We start from the raw sequence: 25820 nt of genomic DNA, 5'->3' as shown, positions 1-25820 counted from the left end.
GTAGCATATCGAATTGATGGGACCGTTACCAGTAAAAAAGGGACTCAATCCTACGCGGATTCTTGTTCCCCCAGCTACCGACACGCCGTGGGTGGCAAAAGATTTTTTGTGGCACCTCATTTCCGCCCAACGCCACCGAGCAAAAGATGATAATTTTAGCGCCGTTTTAGAACGCTTCGCCGCTGGCGAAGTACGCCTCGACTCCGGTGAGCCACTCGCGCCCGACGATATTCTGCGCCCCGGTAGTTTTATTAATTTCTATCGTCGCCCTGCACCCGAACGCCCCGTGCCGGGTGAGATCGCGGTGCTTCATCAGGATGCGGATATCGTCGTCGTTGATAAGCCGCCATTTCTCGCCACTCTCCCGCGCGGTCAGCACATTACGGAAACTGCTTTGGTAAAGACACGGGTACAGCTCGGCATTCCGGAGCTTTCCCCCTCCCATCGCCTCGACCGCTTGACCCGTGGGGTGCTGCTAATGACCGCCCGTCCGGAGATCCGGGGTGCCTATCAGACGATGTTCGAGCGCCGTATCCCCCACAAGGTCTACGAGGCACTTACTCCTCTCCCCAAGGAGGCCCCCTTCGACCCTATTGCCCCACTGGCTGCCTGGCGCTCGTGGGATCTTCCGACACCAGAGCATCCGTGGCGGCTGGAGCACAGCATGTCCAAAACGCGCGGGCATCTCAGCACAATCTTGACCGCGGGGCCTCCGAATGCCGTCACGCTTGTTACTGGCCTGCGCACGGAACAGCGCGATGGTCGTGAAGTCTTGGTCTGGCGCCTAGAGCCACGTACCGGCAAAACGCACCAGTTGCGAGTCGTGCTACGTTCTTTGGGCCTGCCGATCATCAACGACCCTTTGTATAGCGATCTTTCGGATGACGCTCTCTTTAGTATGGACGCCCCAACTCCCCGGCCGGTTTACGTGGAAGACGAGGACTTTGCTACCCCCATGGGTCTTATTGCAAAGGAGCTTCACTTCCCCGATCCACTGACCGGTGAACCCCGGACATTTATTAGCCGCTATTAGAGGCGGGGACTCGCGTCAGTCTTCCAGCTCCACTGTTACGCCCCGCAGAATACGAGCCGTATAGAGGGAACCAACTGCCAGCACGATGACGACTAATGCAGAAATGAGAGCATAGGCCTGTGAATAGGCCGTATCGGCTGCAGCGAGGAGGAGGTCTGCCCAGCTTGCCTCTGCAGCATGTGCCAGGTGCACCGCCGAGTGCAGGCTCTCTTGTGCCTCCGCAGGAGCGTCTGTGGGAATGTTAATCAGCAGTGAATAGAAAAATGTCACGAGGCTTCCAAGCACCGCAATTGAGGTTAGTGAACCGAACTCATAGCTAACTTCCTCTACTGCTGAGGCCATTCCCGCTCGGTGGCTCGGCACACCTGAGACCATCGCAATGGAGGCTACCGACATCACAGCGCCGAGCCCCACGCCCATGATGAATTGGCCGCTGAGAAGAAGGGGCGTCGATCCCACAAGACCGTAGAGGCACAGAACTACGCCCCCGAGCGTGGCGACCCCCATTCCTCCGGCTATCAGCCGTCTAATGCCGAGACTGGCTAAGCGCGCTCCTGCGTAGATCGACGTCACCAATGCACCCAATGCAGCAAAGGTCACGTACACGCCCGAACGCAACGGGCTAAGGCCATCGGCGAGCTGCAGCTTCTGAGTGGTGATATATTGCAACCCCGCAAGCGCGAACATCGACAAGGCTGCGCCAAGAACCCCGGAGCGGAAAGCTGGGTAACGGAAGATGTCGAGGGTAATTAGGGGTTGTGCGATTATTTCTTGACGCCGCGCGAAGGCCCATCCGCCGGCGAAGAACAGTACGATAGCAACCCCAATGACTGGCCAGTTCTGTGGGACGTGAGTGCTCTCTTTAATGACGAGAACGGCACTGACGAGGGTAACCATTGCATAGATAGAAGAGACCAGATCCCAGTGCTTGTTGGGATTTGGATTCTCGGATATAGATACAAAAGGCAGAGCCATCAGGGCAGCAAGGACAAGCGGAACGTTGACGAGGAAGCACGATCCCCACCAGAATGCTTCGAGAAGCAATCCGCCGACAATGGGGCCAAGAGCCGCAGAGATGGTGGAAAGGCTCGCCCAGATTCCGATAGCTAGATTAAGCTCTCGGGGATTGGTAAAAGTCAATCGAATGAGCGACAGAGTCGAGGGCATCATAATTGCCGCACCCACTGCCAACAGTGCGCGGCCGAGAATAAGGACGGCGGCACTATAGGAAAAGGCAGCCAAGAAGGATGCCACACCGAAGATAATCAGTCCGGTAATGAACATTCGACGGTGACCGATCTTGTCTCCGAGAGTCCCGGTACCGAGCAAAAGGCCAGCGATGACAACGGGGTAGGCGTTGACAATCCACAGTTGTTGGGTACTGGTTGCGCCAAGGTCCTCGACCAGACTGGGAAGCACCGTATAGAGGATCGTATTGTCGAGCGTGATTATGGTGATGCCTAAGCAAACTACAGCGAGGAGTAGCCAGCGTTGGAGTGGTGAATTTGTAGCTGGCTTATCAGTCATAGTTAAAACTCTACCAATCCGAATTTGGGCATAAAAAAAGGGAGTGTGTGCGAATTAACGCACACACTCCCTTAAATTAAGTTTTAATGCCGGCGGTGACTTACTCTCCCACACCCTCCCAGGTGCAGTACCATCAGCGCAGGTAGGCTTAGCTTCCGGGTTCGGAAAGGGACCGGGCGTGACCCCACCGCTAACAACCACCGACAAACCACAATCAGAACAAAACACACACCCAACCAAACCCCAGGGTTCGCTGGTGTGTAGTGCCGTTCCAGACACTGCATAACAAACGCGAGTACACAACCCATGCGACAATCCGAAATCGTCTTAGCCACAACCACAAACGTGGTTCAATGTGTTGAACATCGGCCAATTAGTACCGGTCACCTCCATCACTCACATGACTTCCAGATCCGGCCTATCAACCCCATAATCTATAGGGAACCTCAAAAGAAACCTCATCTCAGAACAGGCTTCCCGCTTAGATGCTTTCAGCGGTTATCCCTCCCATACGTAGCCAACCAGCCATGCCACGGGCGTGACAACTGGCCCACCAGAGGTATGTCCGTCCCGGTCCTCTCGTACTAGGGACAGCCTTCTTCAAGTTTCAACGCGCACGGCGGATAGAGACCGAACTGTCTCACGACGTTCTAAACCCAGCTCGCGTGCCGCTTTAATGGGCGAACAGCCCAACCCTTGGGACCTACTCCAGCCCCAGGATGCGACGAGCCGACATCGAGGTGCCAAACCATCCCGTCGATATGGACTCTTGGGGAAGATCAGCCTGTTATCCCCGGGGTACCTTTTATCCGTTGAGCGACACCGCTTCCACAAGCCGGTGCCGGATCACTAGTCCCTACTTTCGTACCTGCTCGACCTGTCAGTCTCACAGTCAAGCTCCCTTGTGCACTTACACTCAACACCTGATTGCCAACCAGGCTGAGGGAACCTTTGGGCGCCTCCGTTACACTTTGGGAGGCAACCGCCCCAGTTAAACTACCCACCAGGCACTGTCCCTAACCCGGATCACGGGCCGAGGTTCAGATGCCCAATCCGATCAGAGTGGTATTTCACCAACGACTCCACAACCACTAGCGTGACCGCTTCACAGTCTCCCACCTATCCTACACAAACCGAACCGAACACCAATACCAAGCTATAGTGAAGGTCCCGGGGTCTTTTCGTCCTGCCGCGCGTAACGAGCATCTTTACTCGTACTGCAATTTCACCGGGCCTGTGGTTGAGACAGCAGGGAAGTCGTTACGCCATTCGTGCAGGTCGGAACTTACCCGACAAGGAATTTCGCTACCTTAGGATGGTTATAGTTACCACCGCCGTTTACTGGGGCTTAAATTCTCCGCTTCGGACAAAGCGTCCTAACAGGTCCTCTTAACCTTCCAGCACCGGGCAGGCGTCAGTCCGTATACATCGACTTAAAGTCTTCGCACGGACCTGTGTTTTTAGTAAACAGTCGCTTCCCTCTATTCTCTGCGACCACCACCAGCTCAACACGTCGTTCACCAGTAGTGGCACCCCTTCTCCCGAAGTTACGGGGCCATTTTGCCGAATTCCTTAACCACAGTTCACCCGAACGCCTTAGTATTCTCTACCTGACCACCTGTGTCGGTTTACGGTACGGGCCGTACATGCACTCACTAGAGGCTTTTCTCGACAGCATAGGATCACCAACATCCCCACAACGGGTACGCATCACGCCTCACCCTACATGCAGGACGGATTTACCAATTCCTGCGGGCCACACGCTTACACCACAATCCAATAAGTGGCTTGGCTACCTTCCTGCGTCACCCCATCGCTTGGCTACTACCAGATCAGGTCCTACGCATCCACACACCACACACACAAAGTGCATGCAGCATACTTCAGGGCAGTTAGTATCACTGATTCACCATTGGTCGCACACACACGGGTACGGGAATATCAACCCGTTAACCATCGACTACGCCTGTCGGCCTCGCCTTAGGACCCGACTCACCCTGGGAAGATTAGCTTGACCCAGGAACCCTTAGTCATCCGGCGGATACGTTTCACACGCATCATTCGCTACTCATGCCTGCATTCTCACTCGCATAACCTCCACCACACGGTCACCCGGCAGCTTCAACGATCACACGACGCTCCCCTACCAACCCAACAACAGTTGAGTTCCGCGGTTTCGGCGGTGTACTTGAGCCCCACTACATTGTCGGCGCAGAACCACTCGACCAGTGAGCTATTACGCACTCTTTCAAGGATGGCTGCTTCTAAGCCAACCTCCTGGCTGTCTTCGCGATCCCACATCCTTTTCCACTTAGCACACTCTTAGGGGCCTTAACCGGCGATCTGGGCTGTTTCCCTCTCGACTAACGAAGCTTATCCCCCGCAGTCTCACTGCCGCGCTCTGACTTACCGGCATTCGGAGTTTGGCTGACGTCGCTAAGATGATAGTCCCGCTCAACCAACCAGTAGCTCTACCTCCGGCAAGAAACACACGACGCTGCACCTAAATGCATTTCGGGGAGAACCAGCTATCACGGAGTTTGATTGGCCTTTCACCCCTACCCACAACTCATCCCCTCAGTTTTCAACCTAAGTGGGTTCGCGCCTCCACAGCCTCTTACAGCTGCTTCACACTGGCCATGGGTAGATCACCCCGCTTCGGGTCCAGGACATGCCACTCACAACACCCTCATTAGGATTCGGTTTCCCTACGGCTACCCCACATAACGGGTTAACCTCGCGACATGCCGCTGACTCGCAGGCTCATTCTTCAAAAGGCACGCCATCACCCAAAAGGCTCTGACGGCTTGTAGGCACACGGTTTCAGGTACTATTTCACTCCCCTCCCGGGGTACTTTTCACCATTCCCTCACGGTACTCATACACTATCGGTCACAATAAGTATTCAGGCTTACCGGGCGGTCCCGGCAGATTCACAGCAGATTCCACGAGCCCGCTGCTACTCGGGTATCACATCAACCCCAACACCACATGCTTTCACGTACCGGACTCTCACCGTCTACGGCAGGCCATTCCAAACCACTTCCGCTAACACACAATGCCAAGGCACGGCATGGCAGCACCGCACAACACAACCCCACAACCCCACACACGCAACCCCTGCCAGGTATCACACGCATGCAGTTTAGCCAAAATCCACGTTCGCTCGCCGCTACTAGCAGAATCATTATTATTTTCTTCTCCTACGGGTACTGAGATGTTTCACTTCCCCGCGTTACCACCACACAAACTATGAATTCATCCATGCAGCGACCACACACAACTGTGGCCAGGTTTCCCCATTCGGACACCCTCGGATCAACGCTCGATTGACAACTCCCCGAGGACTATCGCGGCCTTCCACGTCCTTCATCGGCTTATCATGCCCAAGGCATCCACCGTGCGCCCTTCACAGACAACACAAAATACTAAGACACCCACACACCAACAACCCACACCACAACAGTGCAGACCATCAGCGCATGAACACAATGATTTCAAACAAAAATCACAAAAAAGAAGATACTCGCGTCCACTATACAGTTCTCAAACAACACAACACCCAAAACAACACAATCACCACTATCGGCAATCACATCACTTCAAGGCGCTCACACAAAGGAACAAAATAGATTGTCCCAGACACCCAACAGCCATGACAAACCAAAAACTTCGCTAACCCAACCCCACAAAACAGTGCCAACCCCAACACACGCACACTCTTAAACAAACAATGCGACACGATCCAACAACCAACAACCACAACAACGTGGCTGAACCGGTTACCTATTCACCCAGAAAAAAATAAACAAAAATACTCCTTAGAAAGGAGGTGATCCAGCCGCACCTTCCGGTACGGCTACCTTGTTACGACTTCGTCCCAATCGCCAATCCCACCTTCGACAGCTCCCTAACAAGTTTGGGCCACTGGCTTCGGGTGTTACCAACTTTCATGACGTGACGGGCGGTGTGTACAAGGCCCGGGAACGTATTCACCGCAGCGTTGCTGATCTGCGATTACTAGCGACTCCGACTTCATGGAGTCGAGTTGCAGACTCCAATCCGAACTGAGACCGGCTTTAAGGGATTAGCTCCACCTCACGGTATCGCAACCCACTGTACCGACCATTGTAGCATGTGTGAAGCCCTGGACATAAGGGGCATGATGATTTGACGTCATCCCCACCTTCCTCCGAGTTAACCCCGGCAGTCTCTCGCGAGTCCCCACCATAACGTGCTGGCAACACAAGACAAGGGTTGCGCTCGTTGCGGGACTTAACCCAACATCTCACGACACGAGCTGACGACAACCATGCACCACCTGTACACCAGCCACAAGGGAAACTACATCTCTGCAGCGATCCGGTGTATGTCAAGCCCAGGTAAGGTTCTTCGCGTTGCATCGAATTAATCCACATGCTCCGCCGCTTGTGCGGGCCCCCGTCAATTCCTTTGAGTTTTAGCCTTGCGGCCGTACTCCCCAGGCGGGGCGCTTAATGCGTTAGCTACGGCACGGGAATCGTAAATAAAACCCCCACACCTAGCGCCCACCGTTTACGGCATGGACTACCAGGGTATCTAATCCTGTTCGCTACCCATGCTTTCGCTCCTCAGCGTCAGTAACTGCCCAGAGACCTGCCTTCGCCATCGGTGTTCCTCCTGATATCTGCGCATTTCACCGCTACACCAGGAATTCCAGTCTCCCCTACAGCACTCTAGTTATGCCCGTATCGCCTGCACGCCCGAAGTTAAGCCCCGGGATTTCACAGACGACGCGACAAACCACCTACGAGCTCTTTACGCCCAGTAATTCCGGACAACGCTCGCACCCTACGTATTACCGCGGCTGCTGGCACGTAGTTAGCCGGTGCTTCTTATCCAGGTACCGTCACCAAAAAGGCTTCTTCCCTAGCGAAAGGAGTTTACAACCCGAAGGCCTTCATCCCCCACGCGGCGTCGCTGCATCAGGCTTGCGCCCATTGTGCAATATTCCCCACTGCTGCCTCCCGTAGGAGTCTGGGCCGTGTCTCAGTCCCAATGTGGCCGTACACCCTCTCAGGCCGGCTACCCGTCGTCGCCTTGGTAGGCCATTACCCCACCAACAAGCTGATAGGCCGCGGGCTCATCTTGCACCGAAAAACTTTCCACCACACACACTAAAGCATGGTCCTATCCGGTATTAGACCCAGTTTCCCAGGCTTATCCCGAAGTGCAAGGCAGATCACCCACGTGTTACTCACCCGTTCGCCACTCGAGTACCTCTGCAAGCAGAGGCCTTTCCGTTCGACTTGCATGTGTTAAGCACGCCGCCAGCGTTCGTCCTGAGCCAGGATCAAACTCTCCATAAAAATGTCATCAGACACAGGCGAGCCTGAAAACCAGGCAAACAAAAAACAAAATTACTGACAAAAGAATTGAAAAAAGGATAAATAAATCACATCAACCAACACCAACAAAACATCGCTGGTCATTGACCGACACAACATACATCCACCACTTCAAACAAAACCATCATCAGCCCAACGCACACCCACAAAAAAGAGGCACGCTGGGATACGCACATTACATAACGTGGAGACGTTAACACCACGCTGGCGTAACCACCATCAACCCATAATCCATATGAGCCAACGAGAAGCTGAAACAAGTCACAAAGCAAAAGACATACAATGCATCAGAATCAACACAAAGGTTGGTCAACAAAGTATCTAAACTTGGTTCATCACGCTATTGAGTTCTCAAACAACCTACGCACACAACAAACAACACCACATCAACAGTGGCAGCCACGTTGCGACGGATTACGAGTGTAAAGCAACCGTGAATCAAAAGCAAATTCCCGGTAAACAACCCGTTGCACTCGCACACAACAAAAGACTGTTTTTACAGCTAAAGTGATTAGCCAGACACGCTCATCAAAGGCTTGCTGCAAGCTACTCACTCACAGCGCCGTGTCGCGCTGACTCGAATAAATGTACACACACCCAAACACAAACACAAACAACCAGGTCAACGCCGTTTTCTTCTTATCTTTACCGCGCACACCTAAGGGGTCACTTTAAGCTTTCGCATTCAACCCCAGGTTCTCGTTGATTGACTCATTGGCCGTATCGAAACGCTTAATCCCCCGGCTCAATACCGCCAGCATGAGTAGCAGTATGACCGCCAGCGCCACAGTGATTACTCCGACTAGGCCGACACCGTTCCCCGCAGCTTCTATGTCGGCACCGACAAAAATTGCTAGCCCACTCACCGCACCGGAGACGACAAAGCAGAACAGAACGATCATTACCCACTTCAGCCACCCGCTGAACCGATTATTGACCCAAAAGCTCGCTATAGCTACCAACTCGACCAGTATCGCTACGATCATGGCAGATAGAACGGCCAGCGCCAGCTCCTCTCCACCCAGATGCACTTCTAAGTTGCTGGAGCTAGGAAATAGAAAGTGAACCAGCAGAAACTCTGCTACGCCAATAAGCATCAGCAGGGCAATGCTAGGCAGCCAAACAAGCAGCCGACGTGTTACTTGTGCATACCAGCGTTGTCGATCACCTGAAAAGACTAGCCATTTGCACAGATTTACATTCAGTGTCTCCCCAAAGTATGCCGCTAATACCAGCAGGGTCATCGCACCCGGGTACAGCCACATCGCCCCACTCGGAGAGAACCCCGTTGCACACCACCCGATCATTCCGATCGTCATCGCCACCAGCATGACCAAGTGGAACAACACCATGTGCCTGTCAATGCGCCAGGTGCTGAAGTAGTCAAGCACGGTAGGGCTAGGGCTAGAGCTATTGACCTTCTTTTCTTCCTGACGCCACCTAGTTTCCACGTGCAACACTCCTTCAAGCGCACCGAGGGGAACTACGGAAAACCTCTTTGCTATCCCTCCGGCTTCACCAACAGTGTTGGCCTCATCGGTAGCCTCCGCCGTGGTGCGCTCGACCACTTCACTGTTATCGCCCGCACGCACCACGCCACTGATGATGCAGGCCAGGTTCACGGCCACAACGGTTGCAAGCAGTATCCAGAATGACGGGGTTTGCCAGTTGATCGCTCGCGTCAGAACGTAGCAAGCGACCAACACGCAGCAGACTATTGCGGACACAACCGGCATCAGAATGAGGTAATTGCGGCGGATGTCCGCCTCTCCCATTCCTAACGCCCGCAGTTGTGATTTATCCCAGACAGTCGTACTCGGCTGAAGGCCCAGGGCAAGCCCGAACATTAAGTAGATACCGAATTGCATTGCGTTGAGCTGCTCCCCACCACTAACAAAGAAGATGAGGGGAATCGTAAAAGCAAAGCTAAAGCCGAAACTGCTGGCGTTGGCCAGCAGCTGGCGCATGGCAAGCCTCCAATGCGTCCGCCGCGGCAGGGGTTGGTAGGCGGTTTTCTTTTTTGCGGATTCAACCGTTGATTGTGGGGAAGGCGTTAGCGGGGAAAGCATTGGGATCAGAACTCCCTTCCGGTGAGCGCCAACACAGCCTGCTCCAGATCCGCACCGACTACGCGCACGCCACTACCTTCGATTCGGGAGGAAAGATCCTGGACGCTGTTTATACAGTCAGCACTGTCGGTCCTCAGCCTGTGAGTGTCGAGCACCACGCGGCGCAGCCCGGAGGATGTGGCGTCACTAAGTACGGAACTAGCAGCCCCAACCTCGCCGAGCGTGGCTTCGACAGCCATGGCGGAACCAGAGAGGATCGCAATGCGCTCGGTGATGGATTCGAGGGTGCCTACGCCGGTGATGCGCCCCTTGTCGAGAAGGACAACGGAATCAAGGATGCGGGCTGCGTCGTCTACGTGATGCGTCGAGAGAATGAATGTTCGCGGGTTACGTTCAACGTCTTGCAGAAGGTGCCTATAGAACAGCTCGCGGTTTTGCACATCAAGTCCCAGGTACGGCTCGTCCAGAAGGGTGATGGGACACTGTGCCGCCAGGCCAATAACGATCGAAACCAAGGACTTCTGGCCGCGCGAGAGTTTGGCTAGTGTCTTGCGCGTATCAATGTCGAAGTCTTCACAGAGCTGATTGGCGTAATGCTTATCCCACGTCTCCCAGCGTGCAGCGGCCACGCTGAGTAACTGCTTGACCTTAATTTCCGTAGGCCAGGGCACATCTGGGCCAGCGAGGATGAGGCGACTCAGCACGGCGGGGTTATCGAAGACAGGCTGGCCGCCGATGAAGATCTCTCCTTTTATTCTTAGCTGGCCGGCGATGGCACGCAAAAGGGTGGTTTTGCCTGCACCGTTCCGTCCGATCAAGCCATATACGCGGCCTCCTGCGAGGTGAGAGGTTGCACCATCGAGAGCGCGGGTGGTCCCGAGCTTGCGGCGGACATCTCGCAGCTCGATATCGGGAGCGGAGACAGTAGTTCTGCCGGTGGGTTGAGCGCCGTTCATTCGTACAGTCCTCTACTTTCTGCGACTTTGTCCATGAGGGTTTTGAGTTGTGTGCGATTCATGCCCAATTTGGCGGCTTCATCCACGAGGGGAACCAGATAGCTGGCTGCGAAGGCCTCCTTGCGCAAAGCCAGAACTGTCTCGCGAGCGCCGTGTTCCACGAACATGCCGACACCGCGACGCTTAGATAAAACGCCCTGATCGACGAGCAGCGACAATCCTTTTCTGGCGGTGGCGGGGTTGATGCTGTGAAACTCTGCGAGTTCGTTTGTCGAGGGGGCGCGTTCACCTTCAGGAAGTGACCCATCCACAATCGCATCCGCAATGAGGTCTGCGACCTGCTGGAAAAGCGGTGTTGATGATTCGTCCACGGGGCACCTTCTTCGATGAGCGTCTAAACAAGTCCCCAGCTTTCATTCAGAGATAACACCTTTGGTTAGCTGGTTGGTTACTTGTGTAACTAACCATACAACAGAGTTTTCAGGCATGCTAGAGGGAAAGAACAAACTACTAACGAAACGAAAAGAGCAATGAACAATGTTGGAAAGAACACAGGTCTATGTCGACACGTCTTACCTGCTTGCGAGCTTTTATAACTCCTGGGACACAGGCGCCCGCGCCCAGTTAGAAATCGACCTTCCGGAGGTCGTCTCCGTACTTGGACAGATGATCCAAGACCAGCTGAAACAGCCCATTCACCGGCAGTTTTGGTACGACGGCATTCCCGACTCCGGACCACACCGCTACCAACGTTCCCTCCGCAGTGAACCGGGCGTGCAACTGCGCGCTGGCCAGCTCATTGAATGGGGCGACCGTCGCACACAAAAAGCAGTCGACACGCGGCTTGTGGCGGATCTCGTTATCGCTGCGATGAAGCGTCAGGTTTCGGATATCGTGCTTGTTTCTGGCGACGCCGACATGCTGCCCGGCGTCGAAGAGGCTGTCGCCGCGGGCATCCGTGTGCACCTCTATGGCTTCGGCTGGGATTCCATGTCCTCCGCTCTGCGATTCGCCTGCGATACAACGACGATCTTGGATCCCCGCGAGGACTTCCGGGACACGATGCGCCTGCAAATCTTGGAAGGCCCACTGCCCGCCGGCGAGCAACCAGAGCAGCCCGAAGAAAAGCCATTGGGCGATGCAGAAGCACCAGCGGACTCCAGCCCCTGCGTGCTTACCTCCGCAGACGTTCCCGGCGACAACGCCAGCACAGGCGACGGTACTAACGCAAAGGACGACACGCGCGATAACGAAGAGGAAGGTGCCAGCGACACCCCCAGCGCGGAAAACCCCACTGAGGAGACCGGGAACAAACCTGGAGAGGAAGGCACAGACCAACCTCCCGCACAACAGATTCCGGCGCCCGTGCGCAGTGGCCCCGCCGCCACTTCGCGTGGCGCCGCCACCCACTCAACGTCTGCTCCTTCGCCGACCCCTACTCCGAACTCCATGCCGGAGCGAACCCCAGAACCAGAGCGGGACAGTTCAACTGATAAGGCGGAGAAGCCGGAGGCGGTGGCGTCACCAGAAAAGACAGCGGACGAAGCACCGAAGCCAAAGCCGCGCCCGAACCCCGGCATGATGGCGCGACACCGCAAACTGCGTAGCCGCTACGTTCCCCTACCGAATGAGGTGTGGGCAACGGCGGGCGAACAAAGCCCCTCGGATATCGGCCAGCAGTACGCCGTGTGGTGGTTTGACAACGTGGCCAACGAGGAGCAGCGCGACAATGCCCACCTGCTCTCTGGCGGTGGCTTGCCCCCGGAAATCGATCGGCCGCTATTGCAATTCGCCTGCGAGACGCTCCACGAATACACGCTTTCCGAAGCTCAGCGCGTAGGCCTGCGCGACGGATTCCACTCCGGCATTAGGGCAATCATGCTGCGCTAAAACGGTGGGGCAACAGGGATTGTCCGGGGTGTGTGTAAAAATGAAACAATGAGCTCAAGTTCTGTTCCGCGGGCCGACCGGACAGTACCGTTTACCAAGGACGCACTGTCGGCGCGCCAAACTCTCTTACGCTTGGCCATCACCGGCATGCTTGCTTTCGCTGGAGCCACCGTGGGGTGGTTCATCATGGCGAAGACGAACTTCCCTGCGTTTACAAGCAGTTTTGTACTGCGGGGCCTTACGACGGCCGCAATTGTCATCGTGGTCGTACTAACCGGCCTGGCCTGCTATTGGTGGACTTATCCAACAAAGTGGATGGTCGGCAAGCACGCCAATAAGGAGGCATCTCGCGGCACGGATCGTCCTGAGCTACGCCCCTGGGCCTCTATAGTGTTGCAGCTGGTGATGTACCTCGCCCCTGCTGTTCTTGTACTGGCAGCTTTGGGAATCCCGCTAGCAGCAACGCAGCTTTACCTCGGTGGCATCAGCGTGGACCAAGCGTTTCGTACGCAGTTCCTTACACGCATGACGGACCACCTGGGCTGGGAGGACATGGCATACCTGGATCAGCCCTCGTTCTATCCGGGACTGTGGTTCTTTAGCGGAGGACTTTTCGCCCGCACGTTCGGCCTCGCCGGCTGGGTCGCAATGCAGCCCTGGGCACTGATCACTATGGCCATGTCGGCCAGTATGTTGGTGCCAGTGTGGCAGCGCATCTGTGGGTCCTTGCCGATCGCTGCCGCATTGGCACTGGTCACTGTCACGGTGACGCTAACCGTGGGTGGCGATGAACCCTACGCCGCGATCGTGGCAATGGGCATGGCACCGGCGTTTATTATCGCCCGGCGCGCACTACACGGCGGTCGCTTCGCATTGGTTGGATCCATCCTGTACCTCGGGCTATCGGCCAACCTCTACACGCTGTACACCGCCATTTCCGCATTGACGGTAATAGTGCTGGCCGTGGCCGGTGCCGTCACCGCTCGCGCACTAAAGCCACTTATCAGACTGGTGATGATCGGTATGGGTTCCATGGCTATTGCGCTATTGGGATGGGCGCCATACCTTTGGGCACTTCTTACCCAACCCCACGGGCCTACGGGCACCGCACAGCACTACCTGCCGGAAGTCGCTACACAGGTGCCGACTCCCTTCTTCGAATCCGTCGCCATCGGCATTCTTTCGCTTATCGCGCTGATGTGGTTCGTACTCCGCCGTAAAGACGGTGATGTTCGCGCCCTGACCTACGGGCTCATCGTGTGCTACGCATGGGTTGTGTTGTCACTGCTTGTGACGGTATTCGGCACCACGCTTCTGGGATTCCGCGTGGCAGTCCCCATCAGCATCATCCTTGCTGTGGCCGGCGTGCTTGCCATCGCGGATATGCGACTGGTGTACATGCCGCAGATGCTGTCACCAGAGTTCCGGAAGGCCGGGGGCACAGTTTCGATAAGCCGCGTGTTGGTCATCGTGATGGCCATCTGTGGCATTCACTACGCCACGCAGATTCCTACCGCCCACGAAAGCTATATCGACACGGCCTATACAGATACCGACGGCGACGGAAAGCGCGGCGATAAACTCCCGGGCGACTCCGCCGTGTACTACCAAAAGGTGGATCAAGTTCTTTCCGAAGAGCTCGGTGGCCGGGCGGATAAAGTGCTGCTCACAGACGAGAAGAGCTTCATGGCCTACTACCCCTACCACGGTTACCAGGCCTTTACCGCACACTACGCCAACCCACTGGGAGAATTCGCCCGCCGTAACGAGGAGATCGAACGCTGGGCGAAAATCACCAAACCCGAGGACTTGCTGGCAGCTATGAACGAGGCAGAAAAGGCTCATGGCTGGAAGGCTCCAGATGCACTATTGGTACGCGGGCAGCTGGATCTTGCTGACGACAAGGAAAAGGAGACTAACAAGGCGGAGGCTAAGAACGAGGCAATTGATGCCGATCGGGTCGACCGCCCGCTTCCAAAGGTGAAGGGGGCCGGAAATGGCACATTCACCTATTTGGTAGCGGATGACCTTTATCCCAACCAGCCGAATGTACGTTTCCGCCCCATCGAATTCGAAGCGAGCGCTTTTGCTCGGGGCTGGAATCTGCACCAGGTGGGGCCGTTCGTCATCGCAGTACGCCAACGTTAAACGCCTCGCTTAGACACTGAGATGTGGGCGTCGAACCGCAGACCACTTCCTGAGGGGCGCCACAGAACATCATTTTCGTAACATTAATTGACTGAAGTCCCAGAAATCAGGCCGTTTGAGTTCTACGTTCGCTCCTTTGTGTCCTACAATTACCTGTTGTGTCTAAAGTTCAGCAGCCAACAGGGAAACTAAAGTTAGCGTCCATCGTCTCGGGCCTCATCGGCTTATTCATGTTCCTTTCTTTGCCTTTCCTGCCTGTAAACCAGGTGCAGACCTCTTTTAACTGGCCTCAGGACGAAGAACTCACATCTGTCCAGGCGCCACTGATCTCCTATGTCCCCCAAGACGTAGACATCACGGTGCCCATCAAGCAGATCCGAGATCTGGACAATGGAGCGACAAACATCCTGTCGACCCTGCCACCAGAGTCCACTGAAGCTACACTGCGTGGCCTTTTCGTTCGCTCCACAGACGACAGCCTTGACGTCGTCGTGCGAAACATCGTGCCACTAACCATCAATAAGGATGCCCTGAAGCAGCTGCCGGATGACGCCAAGCTGCACATCACCTCGGACTACGAGACCACCCACGCCTGGGTTCCCGACGCGGAAAAATCCCTGGACTACCCGCTCGATTCCACCATCAATGACGATGTCCGCCCGGCTTTGACTGGTATCTACACGGACATCAAGAACACCGAGAAGAACTCGCAGGACACAATCGGCGCTGATTTCCAGGCACGTGTCACCGTTGATTCGCGCTTTACGTCCTCCCCCTCGGTCATCAAATATCTGGCCATCTTCGTAGGCATCGTCGCCACCGCGATTTCGCTGTACTGCCTATACCGCATCGACATCCTAGATAAGCGCACTACCTCCCGCCGCTTGTTCCACCGCAACTGGTGGAAGCCTCGCCCGCTGGACGGCGTAGTGGGGTTCATCCTGCTGGCCTGGTACTTTGTTGGCGCCAATACCTCGGACGACGGCTACCTGCTGACTATGGCCAAGGTATCCGGCGAATCCGGCTACATGGCCAACTACTACCGCTGGTTCGGCGTGCCGGAGTCTCCTTTCGGCTCCCCGTTCTATGACCTACTTGCACTGATGACGCACGTCAGCAGCGCCTCCATTTGGATGCGCCTGCCTTCGCTTATCGCAGGAATCGTCACGTGGCTCATACTTTCCCGCGAGGTCATGCCGCGCCTTGGCACCAAAATCAACCAGCGCAAGGTCGCCCATTGGACCATGGCCGCCACTTTCCTGCTGTTCTGGATGACGTTCAACAACGGCACACGCCCCGAGCCAATCATCGCCGTACTGTCCCTGCTGGCCTGGGTCTCCTTTGAGCGCGCCATTGCCACACACCGCCTGCTGCCCGCCGCAGTCGGCACGATCATCGCCACTCTGGCTCTGGGCGCCGGCCCGACAGGCCTTATGGCCGTATCGGCGCTGCTGGCTTCCCTGGGTGCCTTGATCCGCATCCTCACTCGCCGCCTTCCGCTGCTGGGCGCTGAAAAGGGCGCCCCCAAGAAGACGGTTTTCGTGGCCATTCTGGCGCAGGTCGCACCTTTCTTGGCCGCGGGCACTGCCATCCTCACAGCCGTTTTCGCTGACCAGACTCTTCGCACCGTCACCGAAGCCATCAAGCTTCGCGGCGAAATCGGTCCATCTATGCACTGGTACGACGAGTTCCGTCGCTACGAGGCGCTCATGGAACAGACCGTCGACGGCAGCTTCCCGCGTCGCTTCACCATGGTCATGCTGTTCTTCTGCATCGGTATTGTCGTGGCTGCCATGCTGCGCAACGGACGCATCGCCGGCGCGGCGAAAAGCCCGTCCACTCGCCTACTGCTGGTCACCCTGGGCACCCTGTTCTTTATGACGTTCACGCCTACCAAGTGGACCCACCACTTCGGCGTGTTCGCCGGTATCGGCGCAGCGCTTACCGCATTGGCCGCGGTGGCCGCATCGCGCTTCGCCCTAGAAACGAGGCGCAACCAGATCCTGTTCTTGGGCTCTACCCTGATGCTGTTCGCCTTCACGCTCGCCGGCCCCAACGGCTGGTGGTACCTCTCCTCGTACGGCGTACCGTGGTGGGACAAGCCCGTACAGATCGCCGGAATCACCATCAGCAGCATGGTGCTCGCTATTTCCGTGGTTGTCCTCATCTGGGGTGCCGTCGTAGGCTTTCTTGTCGACGCCAAGCAGGCGCGCGCTACCAATGCATCCGAAGTCGCGAACATCGAACGAGCTGAGATTAAAAAGGTCAACCGCTTCCGCGGCCTCACGGCCGCTCCGATCGCCGTTCTAACGACCATCACTGTGTTGTTTACTCTGGCCTCCTTGGCAAAGGGAATGGTCAGCCAATGGCCCGCCTATTCCGTTGGCAAGGGCAACGTGATGGCCCTCGCAGGCAAGAGCTGTAATCAGGCCGCCGATGTTCTGGTGGAGACCAACACCAATGAGTCTTTCCTGGAACCCGCCGACGGCACGTCGCTGAAGGACTCCCTATCCAGCGCTGGTGGGCACGGTTTCAAGCCGAACAACATCCCCGCGAAGATTGACTCCAAGTCCAGCGGGGACTCCCAGTCGACCGTTGGTTCGGCCGACCAGTTCAAGAAGGAGAGCTCGGACTCTGCGGATTCCAACACGTCCTCTGATAGCGACGACTCGCAGGCTTCGGCGTCACAAGATAAGGCAACTAAGAAGTCCAAGGGCGAAGAGAGCAGCAGCAACAACGGCAACGATGCCTCCGGCACCACCGGTGGCCTGCACGCTGACAAGGGCGTGAACGGCTCGTATGCTGTGCTGCCGTTCGGAATCGACCCGAACAAGGTGCCGGTTGTGGGCTCGTACACCGAGGGTCTGCAGGTTCCAGCGAACACCACAACCAGCTGGTACAGCCTGCCGAAGGATCGCGATGGCAAGCCTCTGCTGGTGTTCAGCGTGGCCGGTCAGGTCGGACACTTCGACATGGATGGCATCTATAAGTACGGCCAGGAGATCAAGGTCGAGTTTGGTAAGTCCGGCGGATCCAAGAATGCCGAGGACTTCGAGAAGGTCGGCGAGTACATTCCGCTGGATCCCGGCTACGCACCGGAGTGGCGCAACCTGCGCATCCCGATGGATCAGGTGCCGCAGGATGCGGATTCTGTGCGGATCGTCGCCAATGATCCGAACTTGACGCCCGCACAGTGGATCGCCATCACGCCGCCACGAGTGCCCGAGATGGAGTCTCTGAACGACTATGTCGGATCGGAGGCGCCGACACTGCTGGACTGGACCATTGCGTTCCAATTCCCCTGCCAGAAGCCCTACGATCACTGGGCGGGCGTAGCAGAGCCAGCCAAGTTCCGTATTTCCCCTGACCACGACGTGCGCAGCAATCACACGCCAGTGATGGACTACGCCGGTGGTGGATCCTACGGTCTGGTACAGATGACCTCGCAGGCCGAGGAACTGCCGACCTACTTGCAGGACGATTGGCAGCGCGACTGGGGCGTGCTGGATAAGCTGACGGCGTTCCCGAACGCGAACGGTGACACACCGAAGCCCGTAAAGCTCGATACCCAGACAGAAAAGCGCTCCGGGCTCTGGTATAACGGCCCGATGAAGTTCTCGGACTAGAGTCCCGTGGGGGGACGGGCTCCCGAGCCCGGGGGGTTTGCAGTACTAAGGTAGCCAAGAACTCCGAGCGGGCTGAGCGCAGTACTGGGCGCAGACAGCACCGCCACCCAGCACTTACGCGCACAGCCACGCACCTGGCACCGAACGCACGCAGACACAAGGAAGTGCGCATAAGAAAAGCGCCGCCCTGAGCGGGGCGGCGCTTTGGATGCCAACAGCGTGGGAGCTCTACGACTCTCCTATTTAGTCTCCTAGTTAGCTGTTGCCGGAGCTGGCGCAGCGGGCGGAACCGCTGCTGCAGGAGCAGCCGGAGCTGCAGCTGCCTCAGCCGGAACGGGTCCGTCGAGCTGCGCGGACTTAGCGGCGTCAGCAAGATCGGCAAAGGCGTTTGCATCAGGGGCAACCTCGCCGTTCTCCAGCTTGGCGTTCCAGTCAGAAATACCACCGAACTTCTGCAGCAGATCCAGAACCTGACCGATATTCACGGTGCCACCCTGGGCGCCCGCGCCCGGCGCTACGCCCTGAACCAGCTTCAGGATTGCGTCAACCGGCAGCTTCTTGCCACCAGTATTGAACTCCTTCAGGGCACCGGACAGTGCTGTGTAGGCAGTCAGCACTTCCTGGGCGGTCTTCATCGAGCCGGATACCTGTGCGCCCTGGCCCTGGCCACCGGCGGAACCGGCTACCTGCGCGGGATCCATGCCTTGGATCTGTGCTGCACCCTGGGTCAGCAGCGTCTCCGCCGGTACACGACCGCCGATAACGCCCAGCAGCTGCATCATAAAGTCCGAGGCCAGCGGGACGTTCACACCAGTTGCGTGCTCAATCTGGTTAGCAACTGCTGCCTCGCCATCCACGGCAGGGCGCAGAGCATCCATAGCCTGGGAGGCCTGGCCTGCAGCGGAATCTGCGGGCATACCAGAGGCCAAAGCATTCAAGGCGGCGTCATCGCCGTAGTACTTATTTAGATCCACCTGGGTCTGTACACCGTTAACGTTGCCGGAGCCGGAGTACTGCCAGAAGGTCACGTGATCCCAACCGCCTGGGATGTTTTCGGGCAGGGAATCACGGTAGTAAGCCAGCCACAACGGGTACTCAGAGAACTCAGTGGTGTTCGCCATCCGCTGGATCCAGAAGCTGTAGTAGGTGTAGATGATCGGATCGCGGCCGGTCAGGGTCTTGATCTCATCAATCCATTCACGAACCCAGTTCTGCAGCTCAGTCGGGTTCAGACCACCATTTTCTTCCAGGTCCAGTACTGGCGGCAGGGAAGGCTGCACGCCAGTTGCCAGCACGGCAGCGTAGTGGCGGGCCTCACCACGCGGGTCACGGTTACCCGGACGAGCGTAGTGGTAGCTTCCTGGCACGAGGCCGGCCTGCTGTGCCTTCGCGGAGTCTGTGGTGAAGGCCGGGTTGGTGTATCCCGTGCCTTCGGTGGCCTTCACAAAGACGAAGGACTGGCCGGACTGCTTCACAGCGGTCCAGTCGATAGCTGCACCACCGGGGTGCTGGTGAGAAGCGACATCAATGCCGTTCAGAGCCCATGACGGGACGGGAACGACATCGGTGGCGACGAGTGCTGCCACCGTCAAAGCGGAGCCAGCGAGTGCCGTTGCGGTGAGGCGTTGAGGTACGGACGTGCGCGTGGAGCGGCGCCAAGGCAGTGAAATCATGAATCACACCATACCCAAAAGCCACAACTTTCACACTGTCCCCACGGGTAACATGGAGAACACTCTTCACCGCACGAAAGCTTTAGCTACAAAACCCCTGATCAAACCCATATGTGATTTTAATCACACTCGCTGGTATATCGTCACAGCTGGGCAAACACCCCGCTTCTTCCACTGGTTATACTCCCTGCTGGTCCACACGATGAGCCACACCACCAACGCAGCGAGAAGCACCCACACCAGCGCCATCCACACCAACTGGAACCCCGCGGATTCATCCATCCAGCGAACATTCCACGCGAAGTGCGTCAAGAATCCTAGGCCACCCCACAGCACAATCGCCCCCAGCCGCCACAATGCGGAACGCTGCTTTCCCGCCTTTGCGCCGACGTACATTGCCAGGCCAATCCCGTACCCGACCAACGCGCTGAACATCATGTGCTTTGCAGGGCCCGCTACCAGCCGCAGTAAATACATTGATATCGCACCCTGCTGGTCAGAGACAGGATTCATCACGGCCAACATCATGGCGTACATCATGTTCTCAAACACTTCAAAGCCCAAACCGACCAGTAGTCCAGCGACGATGCCATGCCATGGCCGGTTCCACCAGGTGCGCCCCATCCACAGCAACAGCCAAATGCCCAGCCCCTTCGCAATCTCCTCCGGATAGGCACCTGCGAAGCTAGCGGTCACGGAATGCCACCCCAGCTTGTCCACGGTATTAACCACGGGCGGCTGGATCACCGCTGCCGCCAGCACAACCGAAGCCGCTCCGCCCCACAGCAGCGCCAGTACCGTTAATCGCTTCGGCGTGCCTTTAAATATAGGCAGCGCCCAAACACACAACAGCGCCAACGCCAGATGCACCATGCCCATCACAAACACCACACCCAGCGTGGGGCTCACCCTAGAAGGATTATTTCCAATCAGCAGGAACAGTGAGATCCCCAAGCATGGAATCAGAATCAGCCAGTACAAGACCATCCAGGCGTCGCGAAACAATCCCAGCTTTGGACGTTGATGTGGCGCATGTTTGAGGTGAAACTCCAGCGGCACCTCGAACACACGGTAATTTCGCGCCTTAAACATCTATTTCACCCGTGCTTTCTTCCCCATGGTTGCTCTTTGCACTGTCGCTATCCTTTTCCCCGCCAAGGCGCACACCACGCACAAGCTCGCCGATTTCTTCCATCTGTTCTTGTAGTGACGCCGACTTCACCGGCACCTGCACCACCACCATCGGCACCTTGCCATCGGGCTGCAGGCTATGCTCCAGCTCGTTTCCAGGCTCCGTGTCCGCTGCCCCTTCTCTGTCCCCTTTTCCTTCTCCGTCTTTGGTCTTCTTGGCTGCGTCGGGATCGCGTACAAACGCAACTCCCACGTATTTCTGGTCTCCCCGCGAATAGCTCTGAGTCACGCGCAGCTGTTTGACCTCCGCCTTTTCTAATGTGGCTCGATCCTCCGCGGAAAGCTTGTTCATCACATCAGTCGACTTCAATTCCACGCCGTCCTGGAAAATAATGGCGCGAACAGCACGGTTGATCGCGTGCTCAACGTTCTCGGCGTCCCCCTTCACGTCCACTCCCGAAAACCCAGTCACGCCATAGTCTTCCCCATCGCAATCCAGCTCCATTACTCCAGGGCGCCCCAGGCCAGCGGAATCATGGCACTCTTCGAGCGTCGAAAACCGCAGCGGCCACTCTGAATAAGTAAGCACCGAGTCCGCCATCCCGTCCGCGACTGTTAGACCCTGCGGCTCATCTTCCAGGGTGGCATCGGCAATAAAAGCGCTACCGACCAGCAAAAACAGCGCCGCCAAAAGGTACGCGGAATAGGCTCCGCGACGTTTCGGATTAGTCGGCGCAGGACGGTACACCGTGGGTGGGGGTTGCACAGGCTGTCTGGTTGGTATCGGCTGCATCGCCGGCATTGGCTGTGGCATTGGACGATGCGGCGGGCCTAGTGGAGGTCCGGGCGGTGGACCAGGTGGCCGCCCCTGGGGTGCTGAATGATGGAACATACGCAATAGCCTAACTACTACGCACGACACCGCCGTCCGTACCGGCGTCCACAGCGGTGCCTGGCGATGTCTAAGGTGGTGGGCATGACAGAAAACAACGCGCAAGATAACACCCCGTCCGCAGCGATTCCGGACGATATCTCCGAGGCGCCGGAGCAAGGCCAAGCGGGTACAGCCACCCAGCCTTCCCCTGCTCAGGATCTGTACCGCCATGTCAACGGCGCATGGCTCAGTACTCACAAGATCCCCAGCGATCGTCCCGTGGATGGCACCTTCCACCAACTGCGAGACCGCGCTGAGCAAGAGGTTCGCCAGATCGTCGAGACCGCAGCTAGCAATGAGCCGAACGGTCGGGTAGGCGCACTGTATTCCTCTTTTATGGACGTTCAAGGCATCGCCGCCGCCGGACTTAATGGCCTGCGCAAGCCTTTGGGTCTAATTAGTGACGCCACCTCAGTGCGCGACCTCGCCGAGGTACTCGGCAGGCTTGACGTGGAAGGCACCGGAGGTGTTGTCGGATATTGGATCGAAAAGGATTCCAGCCAGGACATTGAGCGTGCCTACCTGGTGCAAACGGGCTTGGGTCTACCGGACGAGGCCTACTACCGCGAAGAGCAGCACGCAGCTACCCGCGAGGCATACCGGGAGTTCGTCGAAGACATCTTGCAGCTGGTCAGCGAACTAGAACTGCCAGGCAAGTACGCCGACGCCGGTGTTACCGCGGCAGCCGATGCCATCTGTGCCTTCGAAACCGAGCTCGCACGCGGACACTGGGATAACGTGACCAGCCGCGATGCCGAGAAAACCTACAACCCGACCAAGGTGGATGACCTGCCGACGGGATTCCCCTTCCGCGAGTGGCTTGCGGCCACGGGCGTGGATCCGCAGAGCCCGGGCGGCTCCACCATCGTCGTGTGCCAGCCCAGCTACCTGGAGCACGTGGCTGCGATGGCCACCGGCGAGGGCGATAAACCAGAGGTCAGTGGTCTCGACGAGTGGAAGCTCTGGGCATATTGGCGAGTCATCCTCAGCAACGCGGCCTACCTGCCGACGGAAGTGAACCTGCGGAACTGGGAGTTTTACGGTCGCACGCTCTCCGGGGCTACGGAGCAGCGGGCGCGGTGGAAGCGTGGCGTCGGACTGGTCGAAGGCGCCGTGGGCGAAGAGGTCGGCAAGAAGTTCGTCGCCCAGCACTTCCCACCTGAGCACAAGCAGAAGATGCTAGAGCTGGTGGACTACCTGATCGCCGCCTACCGCGAGCGCATTAGCGAACTGGCGTGGATGACCCCCGCCACCCGCGAGAAGGCTTTGGCCAAGCTGGACAAGTTCCAGGCGAAGATCGGCTACCCAGACAAATGGCGAGACTTCAGTGGCCTGGAGTTCGGCTCGACCGGTGCGGACCTGTTGGCAAATGTTTGGGCGGCCAGCCGCTTTAACCACAACTACGAGGTAGAGAAGCTGGGCAAGCCCAGTGATAACGAAACCTGGTTCGCCACCCCACAGACGGTTAACGCCTTCTACAACCCGGTGAAAAACGACATCACCTTTCCCGCAGCGATCCTGCGCCCGCCATTCTTCGACCCGGCGGCGGATATGGCCGGTAACTTCGGCGCCATCGGTGCGGTGATCGGCCATGAGATCGGACACGGTTTCGACGACCAGGGTTCCAAGTACGACGGCGACGGCAATCTAAACTCCTGGTGGACCGAGGAGGATCGGGAGGCCTTCACCGCTCTGACCGACAAGCTGGTCGCGCAGTACGACGGCCTGGTTCCGACTGGTCTGCGCCAGCGCGGCATTACCGAGCACAAGGTCAACGGCAGCTTTACCCTCGGCGAAAACATTGGCGACCTGGGCGGACTGGGCATCGCCATCGTTGCCCTGCGGCGCTATCTCGCCGACCAAGGCCAGACGTTTGAGACTGCAGAAAAGCTGCCGGTGGACGGACTGTTAGATGCTGAAGGCAACCCGGATACCACCGAATACTCTGCTCTGCAGCGAGTGTTCCTGCGCTGGGCCCGGATCTGGCAGACCGCTATCCGCCCGCAGATGGCGGCGCAGTACGCCTCCATTGATCCGCATTCCCCCGCGGAGTTCCGCTGCAACGTGGTCTCCAGCAATATTGCGGAGTTCTACGAAGCCTTCGATGTGCGCGAAGGCGATAGCATGTGGCTCGCCGAGGACGAGCGCGTCTGCATCTGGTAGCGCGCTAGAACGCCTGGAAGTTCTCCGGGGCCAGCAGATCCGGCTCGTGCGCGTCCTCGTCCGGGACGAACTCCTCGATCTCGCAGAGGTTCACCAGCGCACCGGTCGCGTCCTCGATGGTGGCCATGCGGCCAAACTCGGACTCCCAGGGTTCGCGGATCACCTTTCCACCCAACTCGGGCGTGCGAGCGACCGCTTCATCCACCTCGGCCACACCCAGATACACGGTCCACATGCCGGGCACGTCCAGCGCGGAGGTATCCCACAAACCGGCTACGGCGGCGCCATCGAATTCACCGGTGGCGTAGCGGAAGTCGGCGTCGGAACCAGTAACCTTCACATCCCACCCCGCGAGTTCGTGATAGAACTCCAACGTCGGATCCCAGTTCTGCGCCACCATCAGCTCAAACCATACCGGGGTTCCGGGCTCGCCGGCAGCGATCAGCGCATGTTCGTCGGCGGGATTACGCAGCCCCACGGTCGCCCCCGACGGGTCAATCAGAATGGCCATCTCTCCGCGCTCACCCAGATCTTTTGGCTCCAGCACGGATTTGGCGCCGGCCTCTACAGCCTTGTCATGAGCCTGCTGGACGTCCGGGGTGTACAGCAACATCCCCCATAGAGACTGATTGCCCTCCGGGATCTGCGCGATGCCAGCCACCGGCATGCCCTGCTTCTTTGCCACGGAGTAGCCCTCGGTCGGGTGCTCGAACTCCCACCCCAGCAGCTCGCCATAAAATTTCCGCGCCGCGGCTGCGTCGGTGCTGGCCAAATCCAGCCACAGGGGCATTCCGGGCTGGGCAATCATCGCAGGCATTGTTCCTCCACTGCTTTCTTTTTCTGGTGTCTTTCTATTGACGCCGATTCGTCCTCCGGCGCCTCAGGCTCTTAAGCCCTAGATCGCGTTGTCCTCCCGGACATCCTCCAGGCGGACATTGCGCCACTTCTCCGGGTCGAAGTCATCGTCCGCGGTGTCTTCGTCGAAGAACTCGCCGAGATCATCGTCATTCTCGCCGCTCAAAGGTGAATCAGCGCTGGCTGCACTGGCAACGACCGCCCCTGCCAGCACTTCTCCGGTTTCTCCGTCGACCAGGGTCACCTCGTCGCCCGGATGCAGCGCCTTACCTCGGCGAGTGTCGACCTCGCCATTAACCTGTACAGCGCCTGCGGCGATGGCCTCCTTGGCCTCCCCGCCGGTCTCCACCAGGTTGGCTAGCTTGATGAACTGCCCCAACTTGATCTCGGAATCACGAATGCTGACCAAAGGAAACTCCATGCGCTTT

General features: G+C 57.5%; 14 protein-coding genes and 3 rRNA genes. 5 read left to right on the top strand and 12 right to left on the bottom strand.

The genetic code is table 11. From position 1 onward, the window contains the following. The first annotated feature begins 16 nt into the window (after nucleotides 1-16). Nucleotides 17-1033 carry a pseudouridine synthase gene (locus AC06DS_RS03460; RefSeq protein WP_477101003.1) on the top strand — a complete coding sequence of 339 codons (1017 nt, stop codon included), beginning with the start codon at nucleotides 17-19 and terminating at the stop codon, nucleotides 1031-1033. Between the two features lie 15 nt (nucleotides 1034-1048). Here the strand turns inward: AC06DS_RS03460 and AC06DS_RS03455 are convergent, their stop codons facing one another. The 7 genes from AC06DS_RS03455 to AC06DS_RS03425 all read right to left on the bottom strand — a co-directional run bounded on the left by AC06DS_RS03455 (nucleotide 1049) and on the right by AC06DS_RS03425 (nucleotide 11343). Beyond that, nucleotides 1049-2560, bottom strand: coding sequence for an MFS transporter (locus AC06DS_RS03455; protein ID WP_477101002.1), 1512 nt, complete (start codon nucleotides 2558-2560; stop codon nucleotides 1049-1051). An 87-nt stretch (nucleotides 2561-2647) separates the two neighbouring features. Beyond that, nucleotides 2648-2765: ribosomal RNA gene (rrf, locus tag AC06DS_RS03450) — 5S ribosomal RNA — on the bottom strand. Nucleotides 2766-2912: 147 nt separating this feature from the next. Next, nucleotides 2913-5983, bottom strand: a 23S ribosomal RNA gene (locus AC06DS_RS03445). A gap of 402 nt (nucleotides 5984-6385) precedes the next feature. Next, a 16S ribosomal RNA gene (locus AC06DS_RS03440) occupies nucleotides 6386-7908 on the bottom strand. The 16S, 23S and 5S rRNA genes sit together here, the layout of an rRNA operon. Nucleotides 7909-8618: 710 nt before the next feature. Further along, the gene (locus tag AC06DS_RS03435) at nucleotides 8619-9914 is read right to left on the bottom strand and encodes an ABC transporter permease (protein WP_477101001.1); all 1296 of its coding nucleotides are present in this window, start codon (nucleotides 9912-9914) and stop codon (nucleotides 8619-8621) included. A gap of 107 nt (nucleotides 9915-10021) precedes the next feature. Then, a complete protein-coding gene (locus tag AC06DS_RS03430) occupies nucleotides 10022-10972 on the bottom strand; it encodes an ATP-binding cassette domain-containing protein (RefSeq protein ID WP_477101000.1) in 951 nt (316 codons plus the stop codon). Then, nucleotides 10969-11343 carry a GntR family transcriptional regulator gene (locus AC06DS_RS03425; protein WP_293791666.1) on the bottom strand — a complete coding sequence of 125 codons (375 nt, stop codon included), beginning with the start codon at nucleotides 11341-11343 and terminating at the stop codon, nucleotides 10969-10971. Before AC06DS_RS03425 ends, AC06DS_RS03430 begins: the two co-directional genes overlap by 4 nt. 166 nt (nucleotides 11344-11509) lie before the next feature. On the opposite strand from AC06DS_RS03425, the gene AC06DS_RS03420 reads away from it, so the two are divergent. From AC06DS_RS03420 to AC06DS_RS03410, 3 genes are all read left to right on the top strand, one after another. Next, nucleotides 11510-12862 (top strand): NYN domain-containing protein, encoded by a 1353-nt coding sequence (locus tag AC06DS_RS03420; RefSeq protein ID WP_477100999.1) that lies wholly within the window; start codon nucleotides 11510-11512, stop codon nucleotides 12860-12862. Nucleotides 12863-12910: 48 nt separating this feature from the next. Next, a complete protein-coding gene (locus tag AC06DS_RS03415; RefSeq protein ID WP_477100998.1) occupies nucleotides 12911-15010 on the top strand; it encodes a galactan 5-O-arabinofuranosyltransferase in 2100 nt (699 codons plus the stop codon). Nucleotides 15011-15168: 158 nt separating this feature from the next. Continuing rightward, a complete protein-coding gene (locus AC06DS_RS03410; RefSeq protein WP_477100997.1) occupies nucleotides 15169-18636 on the top strand; it encodes an arabinosyltransferase domain-containing protein in 3468 nt (1155 codons plus the stop codon). A 251-nt stretch (nucleotides 18637-18887) separates the two neighbouring features. Here the strand turns inward: AC06DS_RS03410 and AC06DS_RS03405 are convergent, their stop codons facing one another. The 3 genes from AC06DS_RS03405 to AC06DS_RS03395 all read right to left on the bottom strand — a co-directional run bounded on the left by AC06DS_RS03405 (nucleotide 18888) and on the right by AC06DS_RS03395 (nucleotide 22206). After that, nucleotides 18888-20309 carry a glycoside hydrolase family 25 protein gene (locus AC06DS_RS03405; protein WP_473964065.1) on the bottom strand — a complete coding sequence of 474 codons (1422 nt, stop codon included), beginning with the start codon at nucleotides 20307-20309 and terminating at the stop codon, nucleotides 18888-18890. Nucleotides 20310-20432: 123 nt separating this feature from the next. Further along, entirely contained in the window at nucleotides 20433-21218 is a 786-nt protein-coding gene (locus tag AC06DS_RS03400) for a PrsW family intramembrane metalloprotease (protein WP_477100996.1), read from the bottom strand. Between the two features lie 175 nt (nucleotides 21219-21393). Then, nucleotides 21394-22206: a hypothetical protein gene (locus AC06DS_RS03395; protein WP_477100995.1), complete on the bottom strand. Its 813-nt coding sequence runs from the start codon at nucleotides 22204-22206 to the stop codon at nucleotides 21394-21396. Between the two features lie 210 nt (nucleotides 22207-22416). On the opposite strand from AC06DS_RS03395, the gene AC06DS_RS03390 reads away from it, so the two are divergent. After that, on the top strand, nucleotides 22417-24537 hold the full coding sequence (locus AC06DS_RS03390; protein ID WP_477100994.1) for a M13 family metallopeptidase: 2121 nt from the start codon (nucleotides 22417-22419) through the stop codon (nucleotides 24535-24537). 4 nt (nucleotides 24538-24541) lie between these two features. Here the strand turns inward: AC06DS_RS03390 and AC06DS_RS03385 are convergent, their stop codons facing one another. Together AC06DS_RS03385 and AC06DS_RS03380 are read right to left on the bottom strand one after the other, a co-directional pair. Beyond that, nucleotides 24542-25354, bottom strand: coding sequence for a VOC family protein (locus AC06DS_RS03385; RefSeq protein ID WP_448307960.1), 813 nt, complete (start codon nucleotides 25352-25354; stop codon nucleotides 24542-24544). 78 nt (nucleotides 25355-25432) lie between these two features. Beyond that, complete coding sequence (locus tag AC06DS_RS03380; protein WP_293791678.1) at nucleotides 25433-25813, bottom strand: RNA-binding S4 domain-containing protein; 381 nt, start codon at nucleotides 25811-25813, stop codon at nucleotides 25433-25435. Between the last annotated feature and the right edge of the window lie 7 nt (nucleotides 25814-25820).

The organism is Corynebacterium sp. TUM25015 (assembly GCF_056393505.1).
This window is presented reverse-complemented; position numbering and strand designations above follow the sequence as displayed.

Coding starts and splice junctions, on each gene's coding strand:
- AC06DS_RS03415 (WP_477100998.1), top strand. CDS start 12,911: ATGAGCTCAAGTTCTGTTCCGCGGGCCGACCGGACAGTACCGTTTACC.
- AC06DS_RS03390 (WP_477100994.1), top strand. CDS start 22,417: ATGACAGAAAACAACGCGCAAGATAACACCCCGTCCGCAGCGATTCCG.
- AC06DS_RS03460 (WP_477101003.1), top strand. CDS start 17: ATGGGACCGTTACCAGTAAAAAAGGGACTCAATCCTACGCGGATTCTT.
- AC06DS_RS03405 (WP_473964065.1), bottom strand. CDS start 20,309: ATGATTTCACTGCCTTGGCGCCGCTCCACGCGCACGTCCGTACCTCAA.
- AC06DS_RS03385 (WP_448307960.1), bottom strand. CDS start 25,354: ATGCCTGCGATGATTGCCCAGCCCGGAATGCCCCTGTGGCTGGATTTG.
- AC06DS_RS03455 (WP_477101002.1), bottom strand. CDS start 2,560: ATGACTGATAAGCCAGCTACAAATTCACCACTCCAACGCTGGCTACTC.
- AC06DS_RS03430 (WP_477101000.1), bottom strand. CDS start 10,972: ATGAACGGCGCTCAACCCACCGGCAGAACTACTGTCTCCGCTCCCGAT.
- AC06DS_RS03420 (WP_477100999.1), top strand. CDS start 11,510: ATGTTGGAAAGAACACAGGTCTATGTCGACACGTCTTACCTGCTTGCG.
- AC06DS_RS03435 (WP_477101001.1), bottom strand. CDS start 9,914: ATGCGCCAGCTGCTGGCCAACGCCAGCAGTTTCGGCTTTAGCTTTGCT.
- AC06DS_RS03380 (WP_293791678.1), bottom strand. CDS start 25,813: ATGGAGTTTCCTTTGGTCAGCATTCGTGATTCCGAGATCAAGTTGGGG.